Origin of the sequence: Pilimelia terevasa (assembly GCF_014647915.1) — a bacterium.
GTDB classification, from domain to species: domain Bacteria; phylum Actinomycetota; class Actinomycetes; order Mycobacteriales; family Micromonosporaceae; genus Pilimelia; species Pilimelia terevasa.
Genome location: NZ_BMQC01000016.1, coordinates 1 through 17,100 on the forward strand (window position 1 = coordinate 1; position 17,100 = coordinate 17,100).

The 17,100-nt window shown below is 74.8% G+C and carries 18 protein-coding genes; 7 read left to right on the plus strand and 11 right to left on the minus strand.

Translation table 11 applies throughout. The features are described 5' to 3' along the window. Positions 1–309: 309 nt before the first annotated feature. From IEY75_RS21330 to IEY75_RS17570, 3 genes are all read right to left on the minus strand, one after another. Positions 310–441 (minus strand): hypothetical protein, encoded by a 132-nt coding sequence (locus tag IEY75_RS21330; RefSeq protein ID WP_268244364.1) that lies wholly within the window; start codon positions 439–441, stop codon positions 310–312. A gap of 111 nt (positions 442–552) precedes the next feature. After that, complete coding sequence (locus tag IEY75_RS17565) at positions 553–780, minus strand: hypothetical protein (RefSeq protein WP_189115472.1); 228 nt, start codon at positions 778–780, stop codon at positions 553–555. 144 nt (positions 781–924) lie between these two features. Further along, on the minus strand, positions 925–2,748 hold the full coding sequence (locus IEY75_RS17570) for a ricin-type beta-trefoil lectin domain protein (RefSeq protein ID WP_189115473.1): 1,824 nt from the start codon (positions 2,746–2,748) through the stop codon (positions 925–927). 90 nt (positions 2,749–2,838) lie between these two features. On the opposite strand from IEY75_RS17570, the gene IEY75_RS17575 reads away from it, so the two are divergent. From IEY75_RS17575 to IEY75_RS17585, 3 genes are read left to right on the plus strand one after another with little or no spacing between them, the layout of a single operon-like run. Continuing rightward, on the plus strand, positions 2,839–3,321 hold the full coding sequence (locus tag IEY75_RS17575; RefSeq protein ID WP_189115474.1) for a type IV pilus modification PilV family protein: 483 nt from the start codon (positions 2,839–2,841) through the stop codon (positions 3,319–3,321). Continuing rightward, positions 3,318–3,770 (plus strand): PulJ/GspJ family protein, encoded by a 453-nt coding sequence (locus IEY75_RS17580; RefSeq protein WP_189115475.1) that lies wholly within the window; start codon positions 3,318–3,320, stop codon positions 3,768–3,770. The genes IEY75_RS17575 and IEY75_RS17580 overlap by 4 nt, the downstream gene beginning before the upstream one ends. After that, positions 3,734–3,931 (plus strand): hypothetical protein, encoded by a 198-nt coding sequence (locus IEY75_RS17585; RefSeq protein WP_189115476.1) that lies wholly within the window; start codon positions 3,734–3,736, stop codon positions 3,929–3,931. The genes IEY75_RS17580 and IEY75_RS17585 overlap by 37 nt, the downstream gene beginning before the upstream one ends. A gap of 44 nt (positions 3,932–3,975) precedes the next feature. Here the strand turns inward: IEY75_RS17585 and IEY75_RS17590 are convergent, their stop codons facing one another. Further along, positions 3,976–5,286: a TolB-like translocation protein gene (locus tag IEY75_RS17590; RefSeq protein WP_189115477.1), complete on the minus strand. Its 1,311-nt coding sequence runs from the start codon at positions 5,284–5,286 to the stop codon at positions 3,976–3,978. A 176-nt stretch (positions 5,287–5,462) separates the two neighbouring features. Between IEY75_RS17590 and IEY75_RS17595 the strand changes: the two genes are divergently transcribed. The 4 genes from IEY75_RS17595 to IEY75_RS17610 all read left to right on the plus strand — a co-directional run bounded on the left by IEY75_RS17595 (position 5,463) and on the right by IEY75_RS17610 (position 10,756). Then, positions 5,463–6,047, plus strand: a complete 585-nt coding sequence (locus IEY75_RS17595; protein WP_189115478.1) for a DedA family protein — start codon at positions 5,463–5,465, stop codon at positions 6,045–6,047. A gap of 268 nt (positions 6,048–6,315) precedes the next feature. Next, on the plus strand, positions 6,316–7,704 hold the full coding sequence (locus tag IEY75_RS17600; RefSeq protein WP_189115479.1) for a glycosyltransferase family 2 protein: 1,389 nt from the start codon (positions 6,316–6,318) through the stop codon (positions 7,702–7,704). Between the two features lie 65 nt (positions 7,705–7,769). Then, positions 7,770–9,002 (plus strand): non-hydrolyzing UDP-N-acetylglucosamine 2-epimerase, encoded by a 1,233-nt coding sequence (gene wecB, locus IEY75_RS17605; protein ID WP_189115480.1) that lies wholly within the window; start codon positions 7,770–7,772, stop codon positions 9,000–9,002. Further along, complete coding sequence (locus IEY75_RS17610) at positions 8,999–10,756, plus strand: DUF2334 domain-containing protein (protein WP_229789842.1); 1,758 nt, start codon at positions 8,999–9,001, stop codon at positions 10,754–10,756. Before wecB ends, IEY75_RS17610 begins: the two co-directional genes overlap by 4 nt. 97 nt (positions 10,757–10,853) lie before the next feature. Here the strand turns inward: IEY75_RS17610 and IEY75_RS17615 are convergent, their stop codons facing one another. The 7 genes from IEY75_RS17615 to IEY75_RS17645 form a co-directional block, all read right to left on the minus strand. Beyond that, on the minus strand, positions 10,854–11,294 hold the full coding sequence (locus IEY75_RS17615; RefSeq protein ID WP_189115481.1) for a VOC family protein: 441 nt from the start codon (positions 11,292–11,294) through the stop codon (positions 10,854–10,856). Between the two features lie 75 nt (positions 11,295–11,369). Next, on the minus strand, positions 11,370–12,923 hold the full coding sequence (locus tag IEY75_RS17620) for a SpoIIE family protein phosphatase (RefSeq protein ID WP_229789844.1): 1,554 nt from the start codon (positions 12,921–12,923) through the stop codon (positions 11,370–11,372). After that, positions 12,920–14,272, minus strand: a complete 1,353-nt coding sequence (locus IEY75_RS17625) for a sensor histidine kinase (RefSeq protein WP_189115482.1) — start codon at positions 14,270–14,272, stop codon at positions 12,920–12,922. Before IEY75_RS17625 ends, IEY75_RS17620 begins: the two co-directional genes overlap by 4 nt. Positions 14,273–14,282: 10 nt before the next feature. Then, a complete protein-coding gene (locus tag IEY75_RS17630; protein ID WP_229789846.1) occupies positions 14,283–15,317 on the minus strand; it encodes a SpoIIE family protein phosphatase in 1,035 nt (344 codons plus the stop codon). Then, positions 15,305–15,718, minus strand: coding sequence for an ATP-binding protein (locus tag IEY75_RS17635; RefSeq protein ID WP_189115483.1), 414 nt, complete (start codon positions 15,716–15,718; stop codon positions 15,305–15,307). The genes IEY75_RS17630 and IEY75_RS17635 overlap by 13 nt, the downstream gene beginning before the upstream one ends. Continuing rightward, positions 15,715–16,125, minus strand: coding sequence for an STAS domain-containing protein (locus IEY75_RS17640; RefSeq protein WP_189115484.1), 411 nt, complete (start codon positions 16,123–16,125; stop codon positions 15,715–15,717). The genes IEY75_RS17635 and IEY75_RS17640 overlap by 4 nt, the downstream gene beginning before the upstream one ends. After that, positions 16,125–16,979 carry an STAS domain-containing protein gene (locus tag IEY75_RS17645; protein ID WP_189115485.1) on the minus strand — a complete coding sequence of 285 codons (855 nt, stop codon included), beginning with the start codon at positions 16,977–16,979 and terminating at the stop codon, positions 16,125–16,127. The genes IEY75_RS17640 and IEY75_RS17645 overlap by 1 nt, the downstream gene beginning before the upstream one ends. Positions 16,980–17,100: the final 121 nt, after the last annotated feature.

The following is a 17,100-nucleotide window of genomic DNA, read 5'->3' on the forward strand; positions in this document are numbered from 1 at the left end:
GCCGCGGGCGACCCGCACGACGTCGTCACGGAACTCTCGGGGGTAGGGCTTGGGCACGGTGGCATCCTTCCAGCCCGCCTCAACGGCAAGCCAGCTCAGGTGTCACCAGTTGGTGCAGCAGACCCTTCCGATGTCCCTGGGCAAGGGTTTCATGCTGTGCGGCTAGCGCCAGAACAACGGCAAAGCCGGTTCAGGGTCAAACATCTGAATGGCGGCACACCTGCCGTACGCCTCGAAGTAGTCGACGGCGGTGACCCTGCGCGCAGACGACCAGATCGGGATACGCGCGCGGTCGAAGTGGCTGACCTTTCAGGACTGGTAGTCCTCCGAGGTGGCCGGGCCGCACGCGCCGACGGTGCGGGAGCTCCGGTTGTCGTGCACCGGGTGGTCCTGCCGGTTGGTGAGCGCGGCCGGCAGCTCGGCTCCCGGACTGCTGGACATGGCCCCCCTCGACCGCGCGGCACCGCCGGGCGCGCACCCGCCCGAACGCCGCCGACTACCCCCGATGCGGCTAGGGAAACCCGACGAAGTCGGCGAAACCGACGCGGGGCGTCACGGCGTCAGGTGGGGCTGCAACCACGGCGCGACCCAGCCGCCCTCGGGCAGGCTGACCCGGTACAGGTCGCTCGCGTGGTCGGTGCACGCCCGCACGTCGGCCCGACCGGCCGGCGGCGTGAAGCCGGGCGGCAGCTCCGCCTCGGCGAGCGCGAAGGTACCCGGACGCCAGCAGTCAGGATTGACGCAGGGCGGGCGGGTCGGGGCGATAGTCGTCTCGGCCATGTCCACAGAATCCCCGCCCTCGGTTGCAGGAAACGCGAATTCGCCCGAATTCGCACGATACTCCGATCCACTCGTCGCCGAACGTCGTCCGGCCGGCGCCCGAATGCGGGGTCGTCGCGCCCGCAGTCCGTTTTCCGGCGCGGGCTACGGCAGCTCGACGAGCTGCTGGAGGGGCTCGGCGCCGGCCGCCGGGGTGGGGGCGGGGACCACCGTCGTGGCGGTGGGCACCACGCTCGCGGCGACCGTCGGCGCGGCGGTGGCCGTCCGGGTGGGGCTGGCCGAGGGCGCGGGCGGGAGCCGGGTGGGCAGGACGGCCGGCGCCATCCACTTCTGCCGGTCGACGACGGAGGCGTAGTTCCACTCGGTGTCGGTGTCGCTGTTGCGGCTGTTCACGCAGGAGTCCATGCGGATCTTCCAGTTCCAGTTGGCCTGGTTCCAGAAGAAGTTGGCGTCCACGCCGTTGCGGTGGTCGTTGGGGTGGGTCATGCAGCGGCCGGACGCGTCGAGGACCCGGTACATCGAGTAGGAGTTGCCGGTGTTGGCGTACACCGTGAACCGCTGGTCGGCCCGCGCGGACCGGGGGGTGCACGACTGCAGGGTCGGCATGTCGGTCGAGGACGGCGAGGTCAGGCAGTACGTGGCCCCCGAGCCGTTGACCGCCACCAGCGGCCCGGTCACCCCCGCGGTCCCGTCGGCCGGGGTCGGCACCCGCCAGAGCTGGGTCCAGCGGATGTCGTCCGGGTCGGGGTCCTGGACGCACTCCATGTTCGCCATGAAGCTGGAGTACCGGTCCAGGCAGCGGGACGGGTTGGCGAAGTTGACGACCTGCCGCAGGGTGCACGCGTACCCGGCCTCGTCCGTGCAGTCCGACCTGCGGGAGTAGGACCGGCCCGGGCCGGTCTTGGTGCTGAAGCTGAACGTCTGCCGGGTGTCGTAGGCGCTGCTGTGGCAGGAGGTGCCCAGCACCAGCCGGGAGCCGGGGTCGCCCGGGGAGTGGACGTTGAGGCAGAGGCCGGTGACGGCCGTCCCGGCGGCGTTGCCGAGCTCGAAGTTGGCGGTGCTGGTGTAGAACCACCGCTGCCGGGCCGTCGGCGGGCTGAGGCAGGGCTGCATCGTCGGGTCCTGGCCGGCCGCGGGGGTGGCCCCGGCGTCCAGGCACATCGGCTGGCTGGACAGCAGGGAGCCGACCGTGGCCAGCGTCAGGTCCTCCCGGTAGTACCAGAACTGCTTGTAGCCCGCGGTCTCGTGGTCGAGGCCGTCGCACACCTGGAAGCGGGGCCGGCTGTTGGCCGCGGGGCGCGACGCGCCCGCGTCCACGCACAGGTCGGTGCTGTTGGCGGCCGGCGACCACGCCCAGATCATCCGCGGCTGGATGGAGATGTCGTTGTGCGGGCCGTAGGTCGTGGTCGGGGCGGGGGCCGCGGTGGCGCTCGCGGTGGGGGTGGGGGCCGCCGCGGCGGCGGCGCTGACCCGCAGCGGGTAGACGCCGCGCAGCCGGCGGGTGGCCGCGGACCGGCCGGTGGTGGCGCCGACCGCGGTGAGCAGCGCGTAGCGGGGCACCCCGGGGCCGCCGCGCGCCGCCGCGCAGGACATCGCCGCCGCGCCGGCCGTGCCCGGCGCCACGGCGTAGTAGGCGATGGTGAGGGTGTAGGTCGACAGCGCCTCGGCGCCGCCGCTGCCCCGGACGTCGTCGCAGGGCAGGGCGCCGCGGGCCCCCGAGGTGGCGCTGCCGCTGTACGCCGACCGGATGCCGGCCACGCCCACGTCGAGGCCGGTCTGCGCCGCGTGCAGGGCGCGCATCCGCTGGAGCGACTCCTGGGTCGAGTCGACCTGGCCGATGACCACCGGCGCCAGGACCCCGGTCAGGGACACGCACACGAGCGTGAGCAGCATCGCCACCGGCATCGACCCGGCGTCGTCCGCGCCGGGCCGCCACCGGGGCGGACGGGGTCCCGTTGGTGGCCTCACCGCTGCATTGTCCGATCTTCCCGCCCACCCACGCGGGGTTACCGGCCGGTAGCGCGGTGCCCAGGGCGAACCGGCGCCGATAGTGGGAAGATGGAGGTCGTCCGCGCGCCGCGTCCGCCCCGGCCCCGGGGGTCGCCGGAGGCCGGCTTCTCCCTGGTGGAGCTGGTGGTGGCGCTGGGCGTGATCTCGTTGGTCGCCGCGTCCACGCTGAGCCTGTTCGTCTCCTCGCACGGCGTCACCGACAGCCAGGCCAACCGCCAGATCGCCACGCAACTGCTGACGCAGATGGTCGACCAGGCGCGGCAGACCGGCGGCACGGAGCTGGCCCGCCACGAGCCGGCGGCGGCGCCCACGACCGTCGGCAGCGTCGTGTACACCCGGGAGTGGGACGTCAGCGCCTGCGCGCAGGCCACCGTCGGCGGCTCCTGCACCGCGGCGGCCGGCGGTCCCGGCGTGGCGGTGCTCACCCGGGTGGTCGCCACCGTGCGCTGGACCGACCGCGGCCGCCCCCAGTCCGTCCAGACCGCCGCGCTGGTCAACGCGATGCCGGTCGACCCCACCTTCACCGGATGACCGGACGGCGCCCCCGACCGCCCGCACCGCCGGGCGCCGCGCCGCCCCGCCCCGCGCCCGCGGGGGACGCCGGGGTCACCCTGGTCGAGACCGTGGTCGCCATGAGCCTGCTGGCGGTCGTCCTGGCGATCGTCACCAGCGCGGTGGTCACGGCGCAGCGGGCGTACCGGCAGACCGCCGCGGTCGCCGAGTCCGAGTCCCAGGTGGCGACGGTCTTCCTGCGGCTGGACACCTCGCTGCGGTACGCGGCGGCCATGCAGCCGGAGACCGTCGAGGGCGGGCCGGGACTGCGGTACCTGGTCACCGCCGGCACCGCCCGCTGCCACCAGCTCTGGCTCGACGGCGACCGGCTGCGCACCCGGTCGTGGCGCCGGGGTCCGCGCGGCCGGCCGGCGCGGTGCTGGCCAGCGGCGTGCGCGCACCCGCCGGCGCGGCGCCGTTCGCCGTGACCGGCGCCGCGGCCGGCGATGCCGACGCGACCGCGAGCCCGGCGCGGCAGATCCGCGTCAACCTCGTGACCGCCGACGCCGGCCGGGAGCTGTCGGCGACCTTCACGGCCCCGAACGCCGTGGCCGGGCCGGAGAACTACGACCTCGGCGACTGCGACTGACCCACCCGATCGGGCGTCGTGCGCGGACGGGTGTCAGCACCGGCTCACGGCCGGCGGAGCACGAAGCCGTCCTCGACGCCGTTGGTGTCGCCGGCCACCAGGTTGGCGGCGACGGACACCACGGCGACGTGGCGGCTGTCGGCGCTGACCGACGGGCCGTAGCTGTACCCGTCCGCCGACGTCCCGCCGCCGAGGTCGGTGAGCCGCCGCGTCGTGCCCGCCCACACGTCGCGCAGGAACAGCTCCGGGTGGTCGACCGCGTCGCCCGGCACGAGGTTGCCGGCCAGCGAGGTGAACGCGACGTACCGCCCGCTGGCGCCGACGGCCAGGCCGTAGCTCTCGTGGTCCGCCTGCTGCCCCGCGCCGGACACGCTCACGCGCACCACGGCCGCCGTCCGGCGGTCGCGCAGGAACACGTCGTCCATCCCGTTGGTGTCCCCGCCCGGGGCCAGGTTCGTCGCCCGCGACCGCAGCCCGACGTACCGGCCGGTCGCGCTGAGCACCACCTCGGCGGTGCGGTCGTCGGCCTGCGCGCCGGCCGCCGACACGCTCAGGCGCCGGGTGGTGCCCGTGCGGCGGTCGCGGAGGAAGGCGTCCGCCGCGCCGTTGGTGTCCCCCAACACCAGGTCCGGGGCCTCGGAGACGAAGGCGACGTACCGGCCGTCGTCGCTGATCGCCGCGCCGGACGACGCCCCCGCGCCCTGCCCGCCGGAGCCGGAGACGCTCAGCCGCCGGGTCGTGCCGGTCCACCGGTCGCGGACGAAGACGTCCTCGGCACCGTTGGTGTCGCCGGACACCAGGTTGCCGGCCGCCGAGCTGAACGCGACATACCGGCCGTCGGCGCTGACCCGCCCGGTGGCCACGGCGCTCGCGCCGTCGCCCTGCGCGCCCGCGCCGGACACGCTGACCCGCGCGGTGGCGCCGGTGCGGCGGTCGTGGAGGAACACGTCGGCGACGCCGTTGGTGTCGCCCGGCACCAGGTTGGTCGCCTCGGAGGTGAACGCGACGTACCGCCCGTCCCGGCTCAGCGCCACGTTGCGGCTGGCGCCGTCGGCCTGGCCGCCGGTGCCGGAGACGCTGACCCGCCGGGTGGTGCCGGTGCGGCGGTCGCGGACGAAGGCGTCCTGGTGGCCGTTGGTGTCGCCCGGGACCAGGTTGGCGGCCTCCGCGGTGAACGCGACGAGGCGTCCGGTGCCCGCCAGCGCCACCTCGTCGGTGCGCCCGTCGGCCTGCGCCCCGGCGCCGGACACGCTCACCCGGGCGAAGCCGCCCGGGGCGGCCGCCGCCGCGGCCGGCAGCCCGACCGCGAGCACGGACGCCGCCGCGGCGGCCGGCAGTCTGCGCAGATTCAGCACGGCAGTCCCCGTTTCGCTGTGCTCCAGGGCCGGCGCGACGACGCACCGGCGTCGGATTCCGACTGTACGCCCGGCCGGAGCGCGGGGGGCGGCGTTGTCCCGCCGTCCTCCCGCCGGAGGACGGCGGCCGCCGACCGGCCCGTGACGTGGGCATCGATGGCTAGCATGGGTGGATCGTGATACCCCTGGATCCGTTCCTCGCGTCGCCCTGGGCGTACGTGCTGATCGCGGTGTCCATCGCCGGCTCGGCGGTGTTCCCGCCGCTGCCCAGCGAGGCGATGCTCGTCACCGCCATGGGCCTGGCCGCCGCCGGGGAGCTGCACCTGGCGGCGGTGTGCGCGACGTGCGCCGGCGGCGCGGTCCTCGGCGACAGCGCGGCCTACGCGCTGGGGCGCACCCTGACGGGCCGCCGGGGCGGCACCGGGCGGGCCGCGAGCGCCCTGCGGTGGCTGCGCGAGCGGCAGCCCTCGTGGGGGCCGGGGCTGATCGTCGGCGGGCGTTTCGTGCCCGGCGGCACCATGGCCGTCGGGATCTCGGCGGGTCTGCTGCGCTATCCGCTGCGCCGCTACCTGCCCTACTCCGCGCTCGGCGCGCTGGTATGGGCGGTCTACGGGGTGGGACTCGGCTTCCTGGGCCACGCCTTCTTCCCCGGACGGCCGTGGGCCGGCGTCGCCCTGGCCCTCGCCGTCAGCGCCTCGGTGGGCCTCACCGCCCATCTGGTGCACAAACGCCGCAAGTGCCGCGAGTCGAAACAGCCCTAAAAATAACTCTGCGTAATGGGCGGGCCACCCCCTGCGCGACCCCGCGGCCGACACCCCGCCGACCCCCTTCACATGGGGGACGACCTGGAGAAACAGCGCCGTGGCCGGTCTGTCCGGTCTGACGTCGCCCACCGCGCCGGTCCTCCACGGCGTCCGGTTAGCACCCCTTGCTGTCACCCTCTGTGATCTCTAGCGTCTTTCTCACGGCCTTCGGGTTGGCACCTGCCGCCCGCCGCAACGGGGCCGTACGGGACATCTGGGGGGCAGCATGTCGGCGACACACACCTGGCTGCTGGTGGTGGCGGGGCACGCCGTCATGCTGGCCTGGCCGGTGTTCACCGTCGCGCTGGCGAGCTTCGCGGCGCGGTACACCGCCGCCCGCAGCGTGCGCTCGCTGCCCGCCGCCGGTACCGCCGAGGCGCTGCCGACCGACTTCTGGATCGTCGTCCCCGCCCTCAACGAGCAGGTCGTCGTGGGTAACACCGTCGCCGCGGCGCTGTCGCTGGTCAGCCCGGTCGGCACCCTCTCCCGCGTCCTCGTCGTCGACGACGGGTCCGACGACAACACCCCGCACATCCTCGCCGGGATCAGCCACCCGCGGCTGCACGTGCTGCGGCGCGACCTGCCCGACGCCCGCCGGGGCAAGGGCGAGGCGCTCAACGCCGCGTACCGCTGGATCACCGCCCGCGCCGTCGCCGAGGGCGTCGACCCGGACCGAGTGGTCCTCGGCATCATCGACGGCGACGGCCAGGGCAGCCGCAACATCCTCATCGAGGTCAGCCGCAAGCTGCGCGACGCCCGCGTCGGCGCCGTCCAGTGCCAGGTGCGGATCAGGAACCGGCACGAGATGCTGGGCACCGTCCAGGACCTGGAGTTCGGCGCCATCGTCAGCGCCTTCCAGACCATGCGCGACCGGCTCGGGACCGTCGGGCTCGGCGGCAACGGCCAGTTCACCCGGCTCAGCGCGCTGCAGACCCTCGGCGACGCGCCGTGGTCCGCCTGCCTGGTCGAGGACCTGGAGCTGGGGCTGCGGCTGCACCTGTCCGGGCACAGCATCCGGTACACCTCGCGGGCCGCCGTGACCCAGCAGGCCGTCGTGGACGTGCGGCGCCTGGTCCGGCAGCGGACCCGCTGGGCCCAGGGCAACATCCAGTGCGCGCGGTACCTGGGCCGCCTGTGCACCGCCCGCCGCCTGTCGCCGGCCGCCCGGGCCGAGATGCTGCACTACCTGCTCTCGCCCTGGCTGAACGCCCTGATGATGCTCGTGATGCTGGTCCTCGCCGGGGCCGGGACGGTCGGCCTGTGCGTCGGCGAGCCCCTGCCGTACCTGCGCACGTGGGCGGACCTGGCCACGACCGCGGCCCTGTGGCTCGGCGCGACCTACCTGCCCGGCGTCATCTGGTCGCTCGTCCACCGGCGCCGGCTCGGCGACCAGCCGCTGTGGCTGCTGCTCTCGTCCGCCGCCGCCTACCCCGCCTTCCTGCTGATGTGCCTGGTCGCCACGTACCGGGCGGTGTTCCGCCAGGCCACCGGCCGCCAGACCTGGGCCAAGACCGAACGGCTCAGCGAAGACCCCGTGGCGGACGTTTTCACGTTCGCCGCCGCGCCCGCAACCGCACAGGCACCCGCAACGGCACCGGTCCCGGTGCCCGCCTGACCCGCTCCACCCTCCCTCCCCGACGAACCCCCGCCCGCACCCGCAGGCGAGAAAGGCACCCTCCGATGGCGCTTCCCGAGATCCACCTGATCGGCGGTACCCGCCCCGAGGCCGTCAAGCTCGCGCCGGTGGCCGCCGCGCTGCGGCAGGCGGGACTGCTCGACGCGGTCCTCGTCGGCAGTGGACAGCACCCCGCGATGGTCGGGCAGGCGCTGGCCGCGTTCGGCATGACCGCCGACGTCACCCTCAGCGTGCCGCGGACGACCGGCAGCCAGGCCGAGCTGCTGACCGCGCTGGTCCAGCAGCTCGACGCGCTGTTCGCGCAGCGGCCGCCGGCCGCCGTGGTGGTGCAGGGCGACACGACGACGAGCCTGGCCGGGGCGCTGGCGGCGTTCTGGCGGCGGATTCCCGTCGTCCACCTGGAGGCGGGCCTGCGCTCCGGCGACCTGGACTCCCCGTTCCCGGAGGAGGCCAACCGCCGGCTCGTCGCCCAGATCGCCGCGCTGCACCTGGCGCCGACGCCGCTGGCCGCGACCAACCTGCACGACGAGGGCACGCCCGCCGCGGACGTCCTGGTCACCGGCAACACCGTCGTGGACGCCACGCTCACCGTCGCCGGTCACCGCCGGCCGTTCGAGAACCCCGACGTCGCCGCCGCCCGGGCGGACGCCGACGGGCGCCGGCTGGTCCTGGTCACCGCGCACCGGCGGGAGTCCTGGGGCGCGCCGCTGGAGCGGATCCTCGCCGCGGTGCGGACGCTGGTGGCCCGGTACCCCGACATCGACGTGGTGTTCCCCAGCCACCCGAACCCCGCCGTCCGCGCCCAGGTCGACGCCGGCCTGGCCGGCACCGGCCGGGTCACGGTCACCGACCCGCTGTCCTACCCGGACCTGGCCCGCCTGCTGTCGGAGGCGTACCTGGTGCTCACCGACTCCGGCGGCATCCAGGAGGAGGCGCCGTCCTTCGGCGTCCCGGCGCTGGTCCTGCGGGACGTGACCGAGCGGGTCGAGTCCCTGCACGCCGGCTGCGCCCGGCTCGTCGGCGCCGACGAGGACCTCATCGTCAAGGAGGCCGCGGCGCTGCTCGACGACCGGGGCCGCCGCGACGCGATGACCGCCGGCGGCAACCCGTACGGCGACGGCCTGGCCGGCCACCGCACCGCGCAGGCGGTCGCCGCCCTGCTCGGCCTGACGACCCGCCCCGCCCCGATGCCTCAGCGCGCCGGGATTCCCACCCAACGCCGCGGCGTGTCGCGCCCGGTCTCCGCCCACACCACGAACGAGGGAGCCTTCGCGTGAGTCGCCGTCTACTGTTCAGCCGCCGTACCGCCTTCGTGGCCAACCTGGCCGTCGTGGCCCTCGCCAGCGCCGCGCTGGTCGTGCTGCCCGCGGCCCGCGGCCCGCTGGCCGACATGATCCACGCGCTCACCGAGCACGGCGAGGTCTCGCCGGTACCCGCACCGCCGACCCCGGGCCGGCTCCAGCCGGCGCAGCGGGTGATGGGGGCGCAGGCCAACCCCGCCACCCGGCGCGTCGCCGTGACCACGCCGACGGTCAAGACCGGCAAGGCCGCGCCGGGCGGCGGCACCGCCAAGACGCTCGTGCTGTACGACAGCACCGGGCCGTTCGGCTGGCTCGGCGAGGCGTACGCCACGCAGACGGCGAACCTGGCCTCGCACTTCGGCTCCTGGGCCGCCAGCCCGGTCGCCCACTACAAGGCCGGCGACCTGAACGCCTACACGGCCGTCATCTACGTCGGCTCGACCTACGACGAGCCGCTGCCGACCGCGTTCCTCGACGACGTGACCGCCACGACCAAGCCGGTCACCTGGATGTACGACAACATCTGGCAGCTCACCGCCCGCGACCCGAAGTTCGTGGAGTCGCACGGCTTCACCTACAAGTCCTTCGACCTGGCCGATGTCGCCCAGGTCCAGTACAAGGGGCGCACGCTCTCCCGCGACACGATCAACAAGTCCGGCATCATGGACCTGGCCGTCAGCGACCCCACGAAGTCGACGGTCCTGGCCTCGGCCGTGCGGCCCGACGGCAGCACCTTCCCGTGGGCGATCCGCTCCGGCAACCTGACCTACGTCGGCGAGATCCCGTTCGCCTACGTCTCCCACGACGACCGGTACCTGGCGTTCGCCGACCTGCTGTACGACGTCCTGGACCCCGACGCCGCCGAGCGGCACCGCGCGCTGGTGCGGATCGAGGACGTCGGCCCCGACGCCGACCCGGCGCAGCTACGGGCCATCACCGACTACCTGTACGCCCAGAAGGTGCCGTTCAGCGCCGCCGTCTACACCCGGTACCGCGACCCCAAGGGCGCCCACAACGGCGGCCGCGCGGAGGACTACACCCTGCTCCAGCGCCCGCAGGTCGTCTCGGCCCTGAAGTACATGCAGTCGCGCGGCGGCACCCTGGTCATGCACGGCTACACCCACCAGTTCAGCAACGTCGCCAACCCGTACGACGGCTCCAGCGGCAACGACTTCGAGTTCTACCGCGCCCACGTCGACGCCAACGACTCCGTCATCTACGACGGGCCGGTCTCCGGCGACTCGACGAGCTTCATCAACGGCCGGGTGCTGTCGGCGAAGCTGCTGTTCACCCTCAGCGGGCTGAAGCAGCCCACGATGTTCGAGTTCCCGCACTACGCCGGCAGCGTGGCCAACTACGCCGCGATCAACAGCGAGTTCGGCAAGCGGTACGAGCGGTCGCTGTACTTCCCCGGCTCGCTGACCGGAGCCAAGCCCGACTACACGCGGCCGGTGGGCCAGTTCTTCCCCTACACCGTCCGCGACGTCTACGGCTCGGTGGTCGTGCCGGAGAACATCGGCAACGTCGAGCCGCAGGCGTTCAACAACCACCCGGCCCGGCTGCCCTCGGACCTGATCGCCTCGGCGGACCGGAACCTGGTGATCCGCGACGGCGTGGCCAGCTTCTTCTACCACCCGTACCTCGGCCTCAGCCACCTCCAGGAGCTGGTGCCCGGGATCAAGGCCAAGGGGTACACGTTCGTCACCCCGGACACCATGGCCGCCGGCTGATCCCACGCCCCCGGGTGGGGGCAATCCGTCCCGGGACGCGGGAGGTCGGTGACCTCCCGCGTCCCCGCGGTCGTCGGCGGCCCCGGCGCGGCGGGGCTCAGGTCACGCAGAACTCGTTGCCCTCGGGGTCGACCAGCGTCACCCAGGCGAACGGCCCCTGCCGGCCCTCGTGCAGGCGCAGGGCCCCGCGGGCCACGAGGGCGTCGCACACCGCCGCCCGGCGCTCGGCGCCGACCCGCACGTCGAGGTGGAGCCGGTTCTTCACCGTCTTGGCCTCCGGGACCTCCTGGAACAGGACCCGCCGGTCCGGGAGGCCGGGGTGCCGGATCGCGGCGCCGACCTTCCAGACCAGGGCGCCGCGGTGGGTGGTGGTCTGGTCCTCGGTCGCGTGGCCCTCGGCCACCATGCGGCGGACGAAGTCCGCGTCCGTCGGCTCCACCTCCCAGCCGAGCGTCTCGGCCCACCAGTCGGCGAGCGCGTGCGGGCCCGCGGCGTCCACGGTCACCTGGAAGTCGTAGGTCGGGGTGTCGTCAGCCATGGCCCGACCCTACGGCGCCGCGGCGGCCCGGAGCTGGCGGATCCCCGGGCCGGCCGGCCTGTCGGCGGGCCCGCCTCAGTGGCGGCGCAGGACGACGACCGCGACGTCGTCGTCGACCGCGGTGGTGCACATCTCGGCGAGCACCCGGTCGCAGAACGCCTCGGGGTCCGCCTCGGCGCGCGCGGCGACCGCCGCCAGCCGGTCGAAACCCTCGTCGATCACGGCGTCCCGCCGCTCCACCAGCCCGTCGGTGTACAGCAGCAGGCCCGCGCCGGGCGGCAGCACGAACTCCGCGTCGGCGGGCCGCGGGGCGTCCACGCCGAGCAGCACCCCGCGCTGGACGACGTAGCGCGGCGGACCGTCGGCGGGCAGCAGCAGCGGCGGCATGTGGCCGGCGTTGGCCAGCCGGACCCGCCCGGTGGCCGGGTCGTACGTGAGCAGGCACAGGGTGGCCGTCTCTGCGGGCAGCAGCAGCCGCAGCAGGCGGTTCAGCCGGTCCAGTACGGCGCCCGGGGGGTGGCCGTCCACGGCGTAGGCGCGCAGCGCGTGCCGCACCTCCCCCATCACCGTGGCGGCGTGCAGGGAGTGGCCGGCCACGTCGCCGATCGCGGCGACCAACTGGTCCTCCACCATGGCCAGCTCGTAGAAGTCGCCGCCCACCTCGGTGTCGGAGTCCGCCGGCAGGTAGCGCACGGCCAGGTCCACGCCGGCCGGGCGGGGCAGACTGCGCGGCAGCAGGCTGCGCTGCAGGGTGATGGCGATGCGGTGCTCCTCGTCGTAGGAGCGCTGCGCCTCCGCCGCGGCCGCCACCGTCTGGGTGAGCTGCTGGAGTACCGAGCCGGGCGTGGCGGCCGCCGTGGGTACCAGGATGTGGGTGGCGGAGCGGTCCGCGCGCAGCCGGGCGCTGGCGGCGGTGAACGTGTCGCCCGCGGGCCACCCCAGCTCCGGCCACACGTCGGCCGGGTAGGTGGCGACCGTCAGCCCGGTCGGGCGGGTCGTCCGCGGCGGCGGCACCGGGGGGTGCTGCGGCGGCGCGCCGGGGCCGGCCACGCTGGCGGCCGTGCGCGCGCCGTCGGGCGACTCCACCACCGCCGCCGCCGGACTGCCGAAGATCAGCGCGGCGCCCTCGGCCGCCACGGTGACCAGCTCCGACACGCTGGCCGCGGCGGTCAGGTCGAGGGTCACCCGCGCGAGCGCGCCGAGCCGGTCGGCCAGCAGCTCGGCCCGGCGGCGGGCGCGGTAGTAGCGCAGGACCGAGTGGACGGAGGCGACCAGCTCGCCCGGGTCAATCGGCTCCACCAGGTAGCCGTCCGCGCCGCGGTTCAGGCCCTGGGTGCGGTCGGCGACGTCCACGGCGTGGGCGGAGACGTGGATCACCGGCGTGGGCGCCAGGGACGGGTCCGACTTGATCGCCTCGCAGACGGCGAAGCCGCTCATGTCGGGCAGCCGGACGTCGAGGATCACCACCTCGGGGACGTCCGCGCGGATGATCCGCAGCGCCTCGCCGCCGGTACCGGCCTCGGTCACCGCGAAGCCGGCCCGGCGCAGCCAGTTCACCAGCAGGTACCGCTTGGGCGGGCTGTCGTCGACGACCAGGATCCGCCCGCCGGCGCGGTCGCAGTCGCTCACGGCACGGCCGCGGCCGCGGCCGGTCGGCGCGGAAGCGCGACGGTGAAGGTGCTGCCCACCCCCGGCTCGCTGGCGACGCGGAGGGTGCCGCCGAGGATGCCGGTGAGCCGGCGGGCGTACGGCAGCCCCAGGCCCGTGCCGGTGACGCTCGCCTGGAGCTGCCCGCGCACCTGGTAGAAGTCCTCGAAGATCCTGTCGAGCTGCTCGGGTGCGATGCCGATGCCGGTGTCGGTGACGGTGAACTCCACGCACTGCGCGCCCTCGGCGCGGCAGCGGAGCCGGACCTCGCCGTGCTCGGTGAACTTCATGCCGTTGGTGAGCAGGTTGCGCAGCACCTGGGCGAGCAGGGCCTCGTCGCTGCGCAGGGTCACGTCGGCGGGCGCGTCCTCGATGACGAGCGCGACGCCGGGGCGCGGGCCGATCGCGTGCAGGGTGCCGCTGAGCTGGCGCAGTACCAGCGGCAGGTCGACGTCGTCCCAGGTCGGTTCGATGTGGCCGGCCTCGGCCTTGGCCAGGTCCAGCAGGTCGTTGACGAGCACGAGCAGGCCGCGGGCGGAGTCGTGGATCAGCGCCACCTGGGTGGCCTGGTCGGCGGTCACCGGGTCCGAGGACGGGTCGGCGAGCATCCGGGACAGTCCGATGACCGCGGTCAGCGGCGCCCGCAGCTCGTGGCTGATGTTGGCCAGGAACCGGCTCTTGGCCTCGCTGGCCGCGTGGAGCTGGGCGCTCTTGTCGTCGATCTCCGCGTACAGCGCCACGACGCCGCGGTTGGTCTCCTCCAGCTCCTCGGAGAGCTGCGCGTACAGCGCCAGCACCCCCTGGTTGGTCTCCTGGAGCTCGGCGTTGAGCCGGGTGAGGTCGTTGCGCTGCCGGCTGACCTCCTCCAGCGCGGCGATCAGCGACTGGTTCTGCGCCGCCAGCTCCTCCAGCGGAGTCGCCGGCACCAGCGCGGCGGCCTCGGCGCTGAGCCGGCTCAGCACGTCGGCCGGTAAGGCGCCGCCGGCCAGCCGGCGGGTCAGCCGCACCCGGGTCGCGCCGCCCTCGTCGGTGACCGCCAGGTCGTCGACCAGCCGGGCGGCGGCCTGCCGGGCCGGCGTACGGCCGGCCCCGTCGAGCCGGCCGCGGCTGTACAGGTCGACGACGAGCCGGGCCGGGTCCTCGGCCACCGCGAACACGACGTCCGCGCCGCCGACGCCGAGCACCTCGCGGCCCATCTCGCTGAGGGCGGTGGCGACCCGGACCTGGTCCTGCCCGTCCAGGCCCACCAGCGCGGCGACCTCCCGCCCGCACTGGCGCAGCACGAAGATGTCCCGCTCGACCCGCAGCACGCCGCGCAGGATCTCCGTCACGACAGCTCCGTCACGACGCCGCCGCCACCAGGACGCAGGCGTCGTCGCGGCGGACCCCGGCGTCGCGCAGGACCGTGGCGGCGACCACCGGCGGCGGGTGATCCAGCAGGCCGGGGTAGTCGTCGAGCTGCCAGCGGTCGCTGACGCCGTCGGAGTGCAGCAGCACCAGCGCGGCGGGCGGCAGCGGGTACCGGTACTCCCGCACCGTGCGGCGCTGGTGCCCGGCGATGCCCGGCAGGGAGACCATGCCGCGCCGGCCGCGGTCGTCCAGGACGGCCCCGGCGATGTTGCCCAGCCCGCTGTACCGGACCTCGCCGGCGGCCGGGTCGAGCTCGGCCACCGCCACCGCCGCGCCCCGGGTGCCCGACAGCGCGCGGTGCAGGCGTTCGACCAGGGCGGCCGGGGGTTCCACGGGCGCGGCGCGGAAGGCGGCCGTGGCCGCCTGCGCGGCGACCGCGGCCAGCGGGCCGTGCCCGAGCCCGTCGACGGCCAGGAGCTGGGTCCGCCCGTCGGCGTCCCGGACCGCGTAGCCGTCGCCGCACGGGGACTCCCAGTCCATCGCGCGCAGCACGCCGCAGCTCGCCGGCGGCGGCACGGGGACGTCGGGGGGCCAGACCTGCACGGCGACGACGGTTCCCCGTCCGGGCTCGGAGTACACGTCGTGGGTCGAGGACATCCGGGCGATCGCGCCCAGCCCCACCCCGAGCGTGCCCGCGGTGGAGTGGCCGTCGCGCGCGGAGACCCGCAGGTCGAGGATGCCGGGGCCGGAGTCGACGGCGAACAGCTCCACCCCGGCGTGCCGGCCGGCGCGCACGGGCCGCACCAGCAGGGTTCCCCCCACGGCGTGCTTGACCAGGTTGCTGGTCAGCTCGGCGGCGACCACCGCCACGTCGCCGACCCGGCCCGGCGGGAAGCCGAGCTGCCCGGCGAGCCGCTCGGCGGCGCGGCGGGCGCCGCCGCCGGCCCCGGCGCCGTCCACCCGGAACCAGAGGCCGTTCTCGGCGACCTCGTCCGTGGCCGGCGGGGCGGCCGTCACCGGGCCCACTTCACGATGCTGATCCGGGTACCCCGCCCCGGCGCCGTGTCGATCTCGAACTCGTCCACCAGCCGCCGGGCGCCGGACAGGCCGAGCCCGAGCCCCCCGCCGGTGGTGTACCCGTCGGTGAGCGCCAGCTCCAGGTCGCCGATCCCCGGGCCGTCGTCGGCCAGTTCGACGCGGACCCCGCTGCGGCGCTGCCGCACGACGCGGACCTGCACGCTGCCCCCGCCGCCGTACACCAGCGTGTTGCGGGCCAGCTCGCTCGCGGCGGTGACGACCTTGGTCTGGTCGACCAGGGACAGCTTCGCCGTCACGGCCGCGGTCCGCACCAACTGGCGGACCCGGACCACGTCCTGGTCCGAGACCACCGCCTGGGTCTGCGCCTCCTCCCCGGGGTCGCCGGTCACGGCGCGGCCGGGGCGGTGTCGTCCTCGGTGTCCAGCGGCGGGATCCAGTCGTCGTCGCGGGCCCGGGACAGGACCTCCAGGGCGCGCTCGACGTTCAGCGCGGTCTGGATGCCGTGCAGCGACAGCCCCAGCTCCACCAGCGTGATCGCCACCGCGGGCCGCATACCCACCACGACGGTCTCGGCGTCGAGCACCCGGGAGATGGCGGCGATGGTCGCCAGCATCCGGCCGACGAACGAGTCCACGATGTCCAGGGCGCTGATGTCGATGATCACACCGCGGGCGCCGGTGGCCACGATCCGCTCGGAGAGGTCCTCCTCGAGCTGGACCGTCGTCTTGTCCGCCAGGTCGACCTGGATCGACACCAGCAGCACGTCGCCCAGCTTGAGGACGGGGACGCGGTCCATCAGGCCACCGGCTCCGCGCGCCCGCCGGTGCGCGCGGCGGACCGGCGCAGCACGTGCCGCAGGGCGTCGGCCAGGGTCGCCTTCGTGGCGATGTCGCCGAACTCGATGCCGAGCGCGACGATCGTCTGGGCGATCTGCGGGCGGATGCCGGAGATGAGGCATTCGGCGCCCATCAGGCGGGCCGCGACGACCGTCTTCAGGATGTGCTGGGCGACCTGGGTGTCCACGGCGGGGACGCCGGTGATGTCGATGATCGCGTACGGCGAGCCGGTGTCCACCAGCGCCTGGAGCAGGCGCTCCATGACCACCTGGGCCCGCGCGGAGTCCAGCGTGCCGACCAGCGGTACCGCGACCACGCCCTCCCACAGCTTCACCACGGGGGTGGACAGCTCCAGCAACTGCTCGGCCTGGTCGGCGATCAGCTCCTCGCGCGCGGCGCTGTAGCTGCTGAACGTGAACAGCCCCAGCTCGTCGATGAACCGGTTGAACGACAGGAAGTCGCGCAGCTCCGCCGGGTCGGCCAGGTCGGCGCGGCCGGACAGCGCGTCCTTGAGGGTGAAGACGCTGACCGCCGTCTCGGTGGCGCTGAAGCCCTGTCGGGCGCGGCCCCGACTGAGGTCGGCCAGGACCGCGCGCAGCTCGCCGCCGGGGGCGGCGGACAGGTCCGTCATGCCCTCGTCCAGGGCGGCGACGAGGACGCCGTACAGCTCGGTGATCTGTCGGCGCAGCTCGCCCTCGCTGAGCCGGCCCGTCAGCGGCGCCCCGGCCTTGGCCACCCAGGTGGCCACCAGGTCCGCGCTGTCGGTGCGCAACCGGTCGGCCATGCGCCGACTCTCATCCGTGCTGAGCGCCATTCCCGCCTCCACGTTGGGACCTCTCGGAACGACCCCTGCCGCCCGCAGAACTGCACAGTACGGGCCGCTACCCGCCCGGGGTCGGGTGCCACCATACTTGTCATAGAGCAAATGAGCAGCC

Coding starts and splice junctions, on each gene's coding strand:
- IEY75_RS21330 (WP_268244364.1), bottom strand. CDS start 441: ATGTCCAGCAGTCCGGGAGCCGAGCTGCCGGCCGCGCTCACCAACCGG.
- IEY75_RS17575 (WP_189115474.1), top strand. CDS start 2,839: ATGGAGGTCGTCCGCGCGCCGCGTCCGCCCCGGCCCCGGGGGTCGCCG.
- wecB (WP_189115480.1), top strand. CDS start 7,770: ATGGCGCTTCCCGAGATCCACCTGATCGGCGGTACCCGCCCCGAGGCC.
- IEY75_RS17640 (WP_189115484.1), bottom strand. CDS start 16,125: ATGGACCGCGTCCCCGTCCTCAAGCTGGGCGACGTGCTGCTGGTGTCG.
- IEY75_RS17600 (WP_189115479.1), top strand. CDS start 6,316: ATGTCGGCGACACACACCTGGCTGCTGGTGGTGGCGGGGCACGCCGTC.
- IEY75_RS17565 (WP_189115472.1), bottom strand. CDS start 780: ATGGCCGAGACGACTATCGCCCCGACCCGCCCGCCCTGCGTCAATCCT.
- IEY75_RS17580 (WP_189115475.1), top strand. CDS start 3,318: ATGACCGGACGGCGCCCCCGACCGCCCGCACCGCCGGGCGCCGCGCCG.
- IEY75_RS17645 (WP_189115485.1), bottom strand. CDS start 16,979: ATGGCGCTCAGCACGGATGAGAGTCGGCGCATGGCCGACCGGTTGCGC.
- IEY75_RS17615 (WP_189115481.1), bottom strand. CDS start 11,294: ATGGCTGACGACACCCCGACCTACGACTTCCAGGTGACCGTGGACGCC.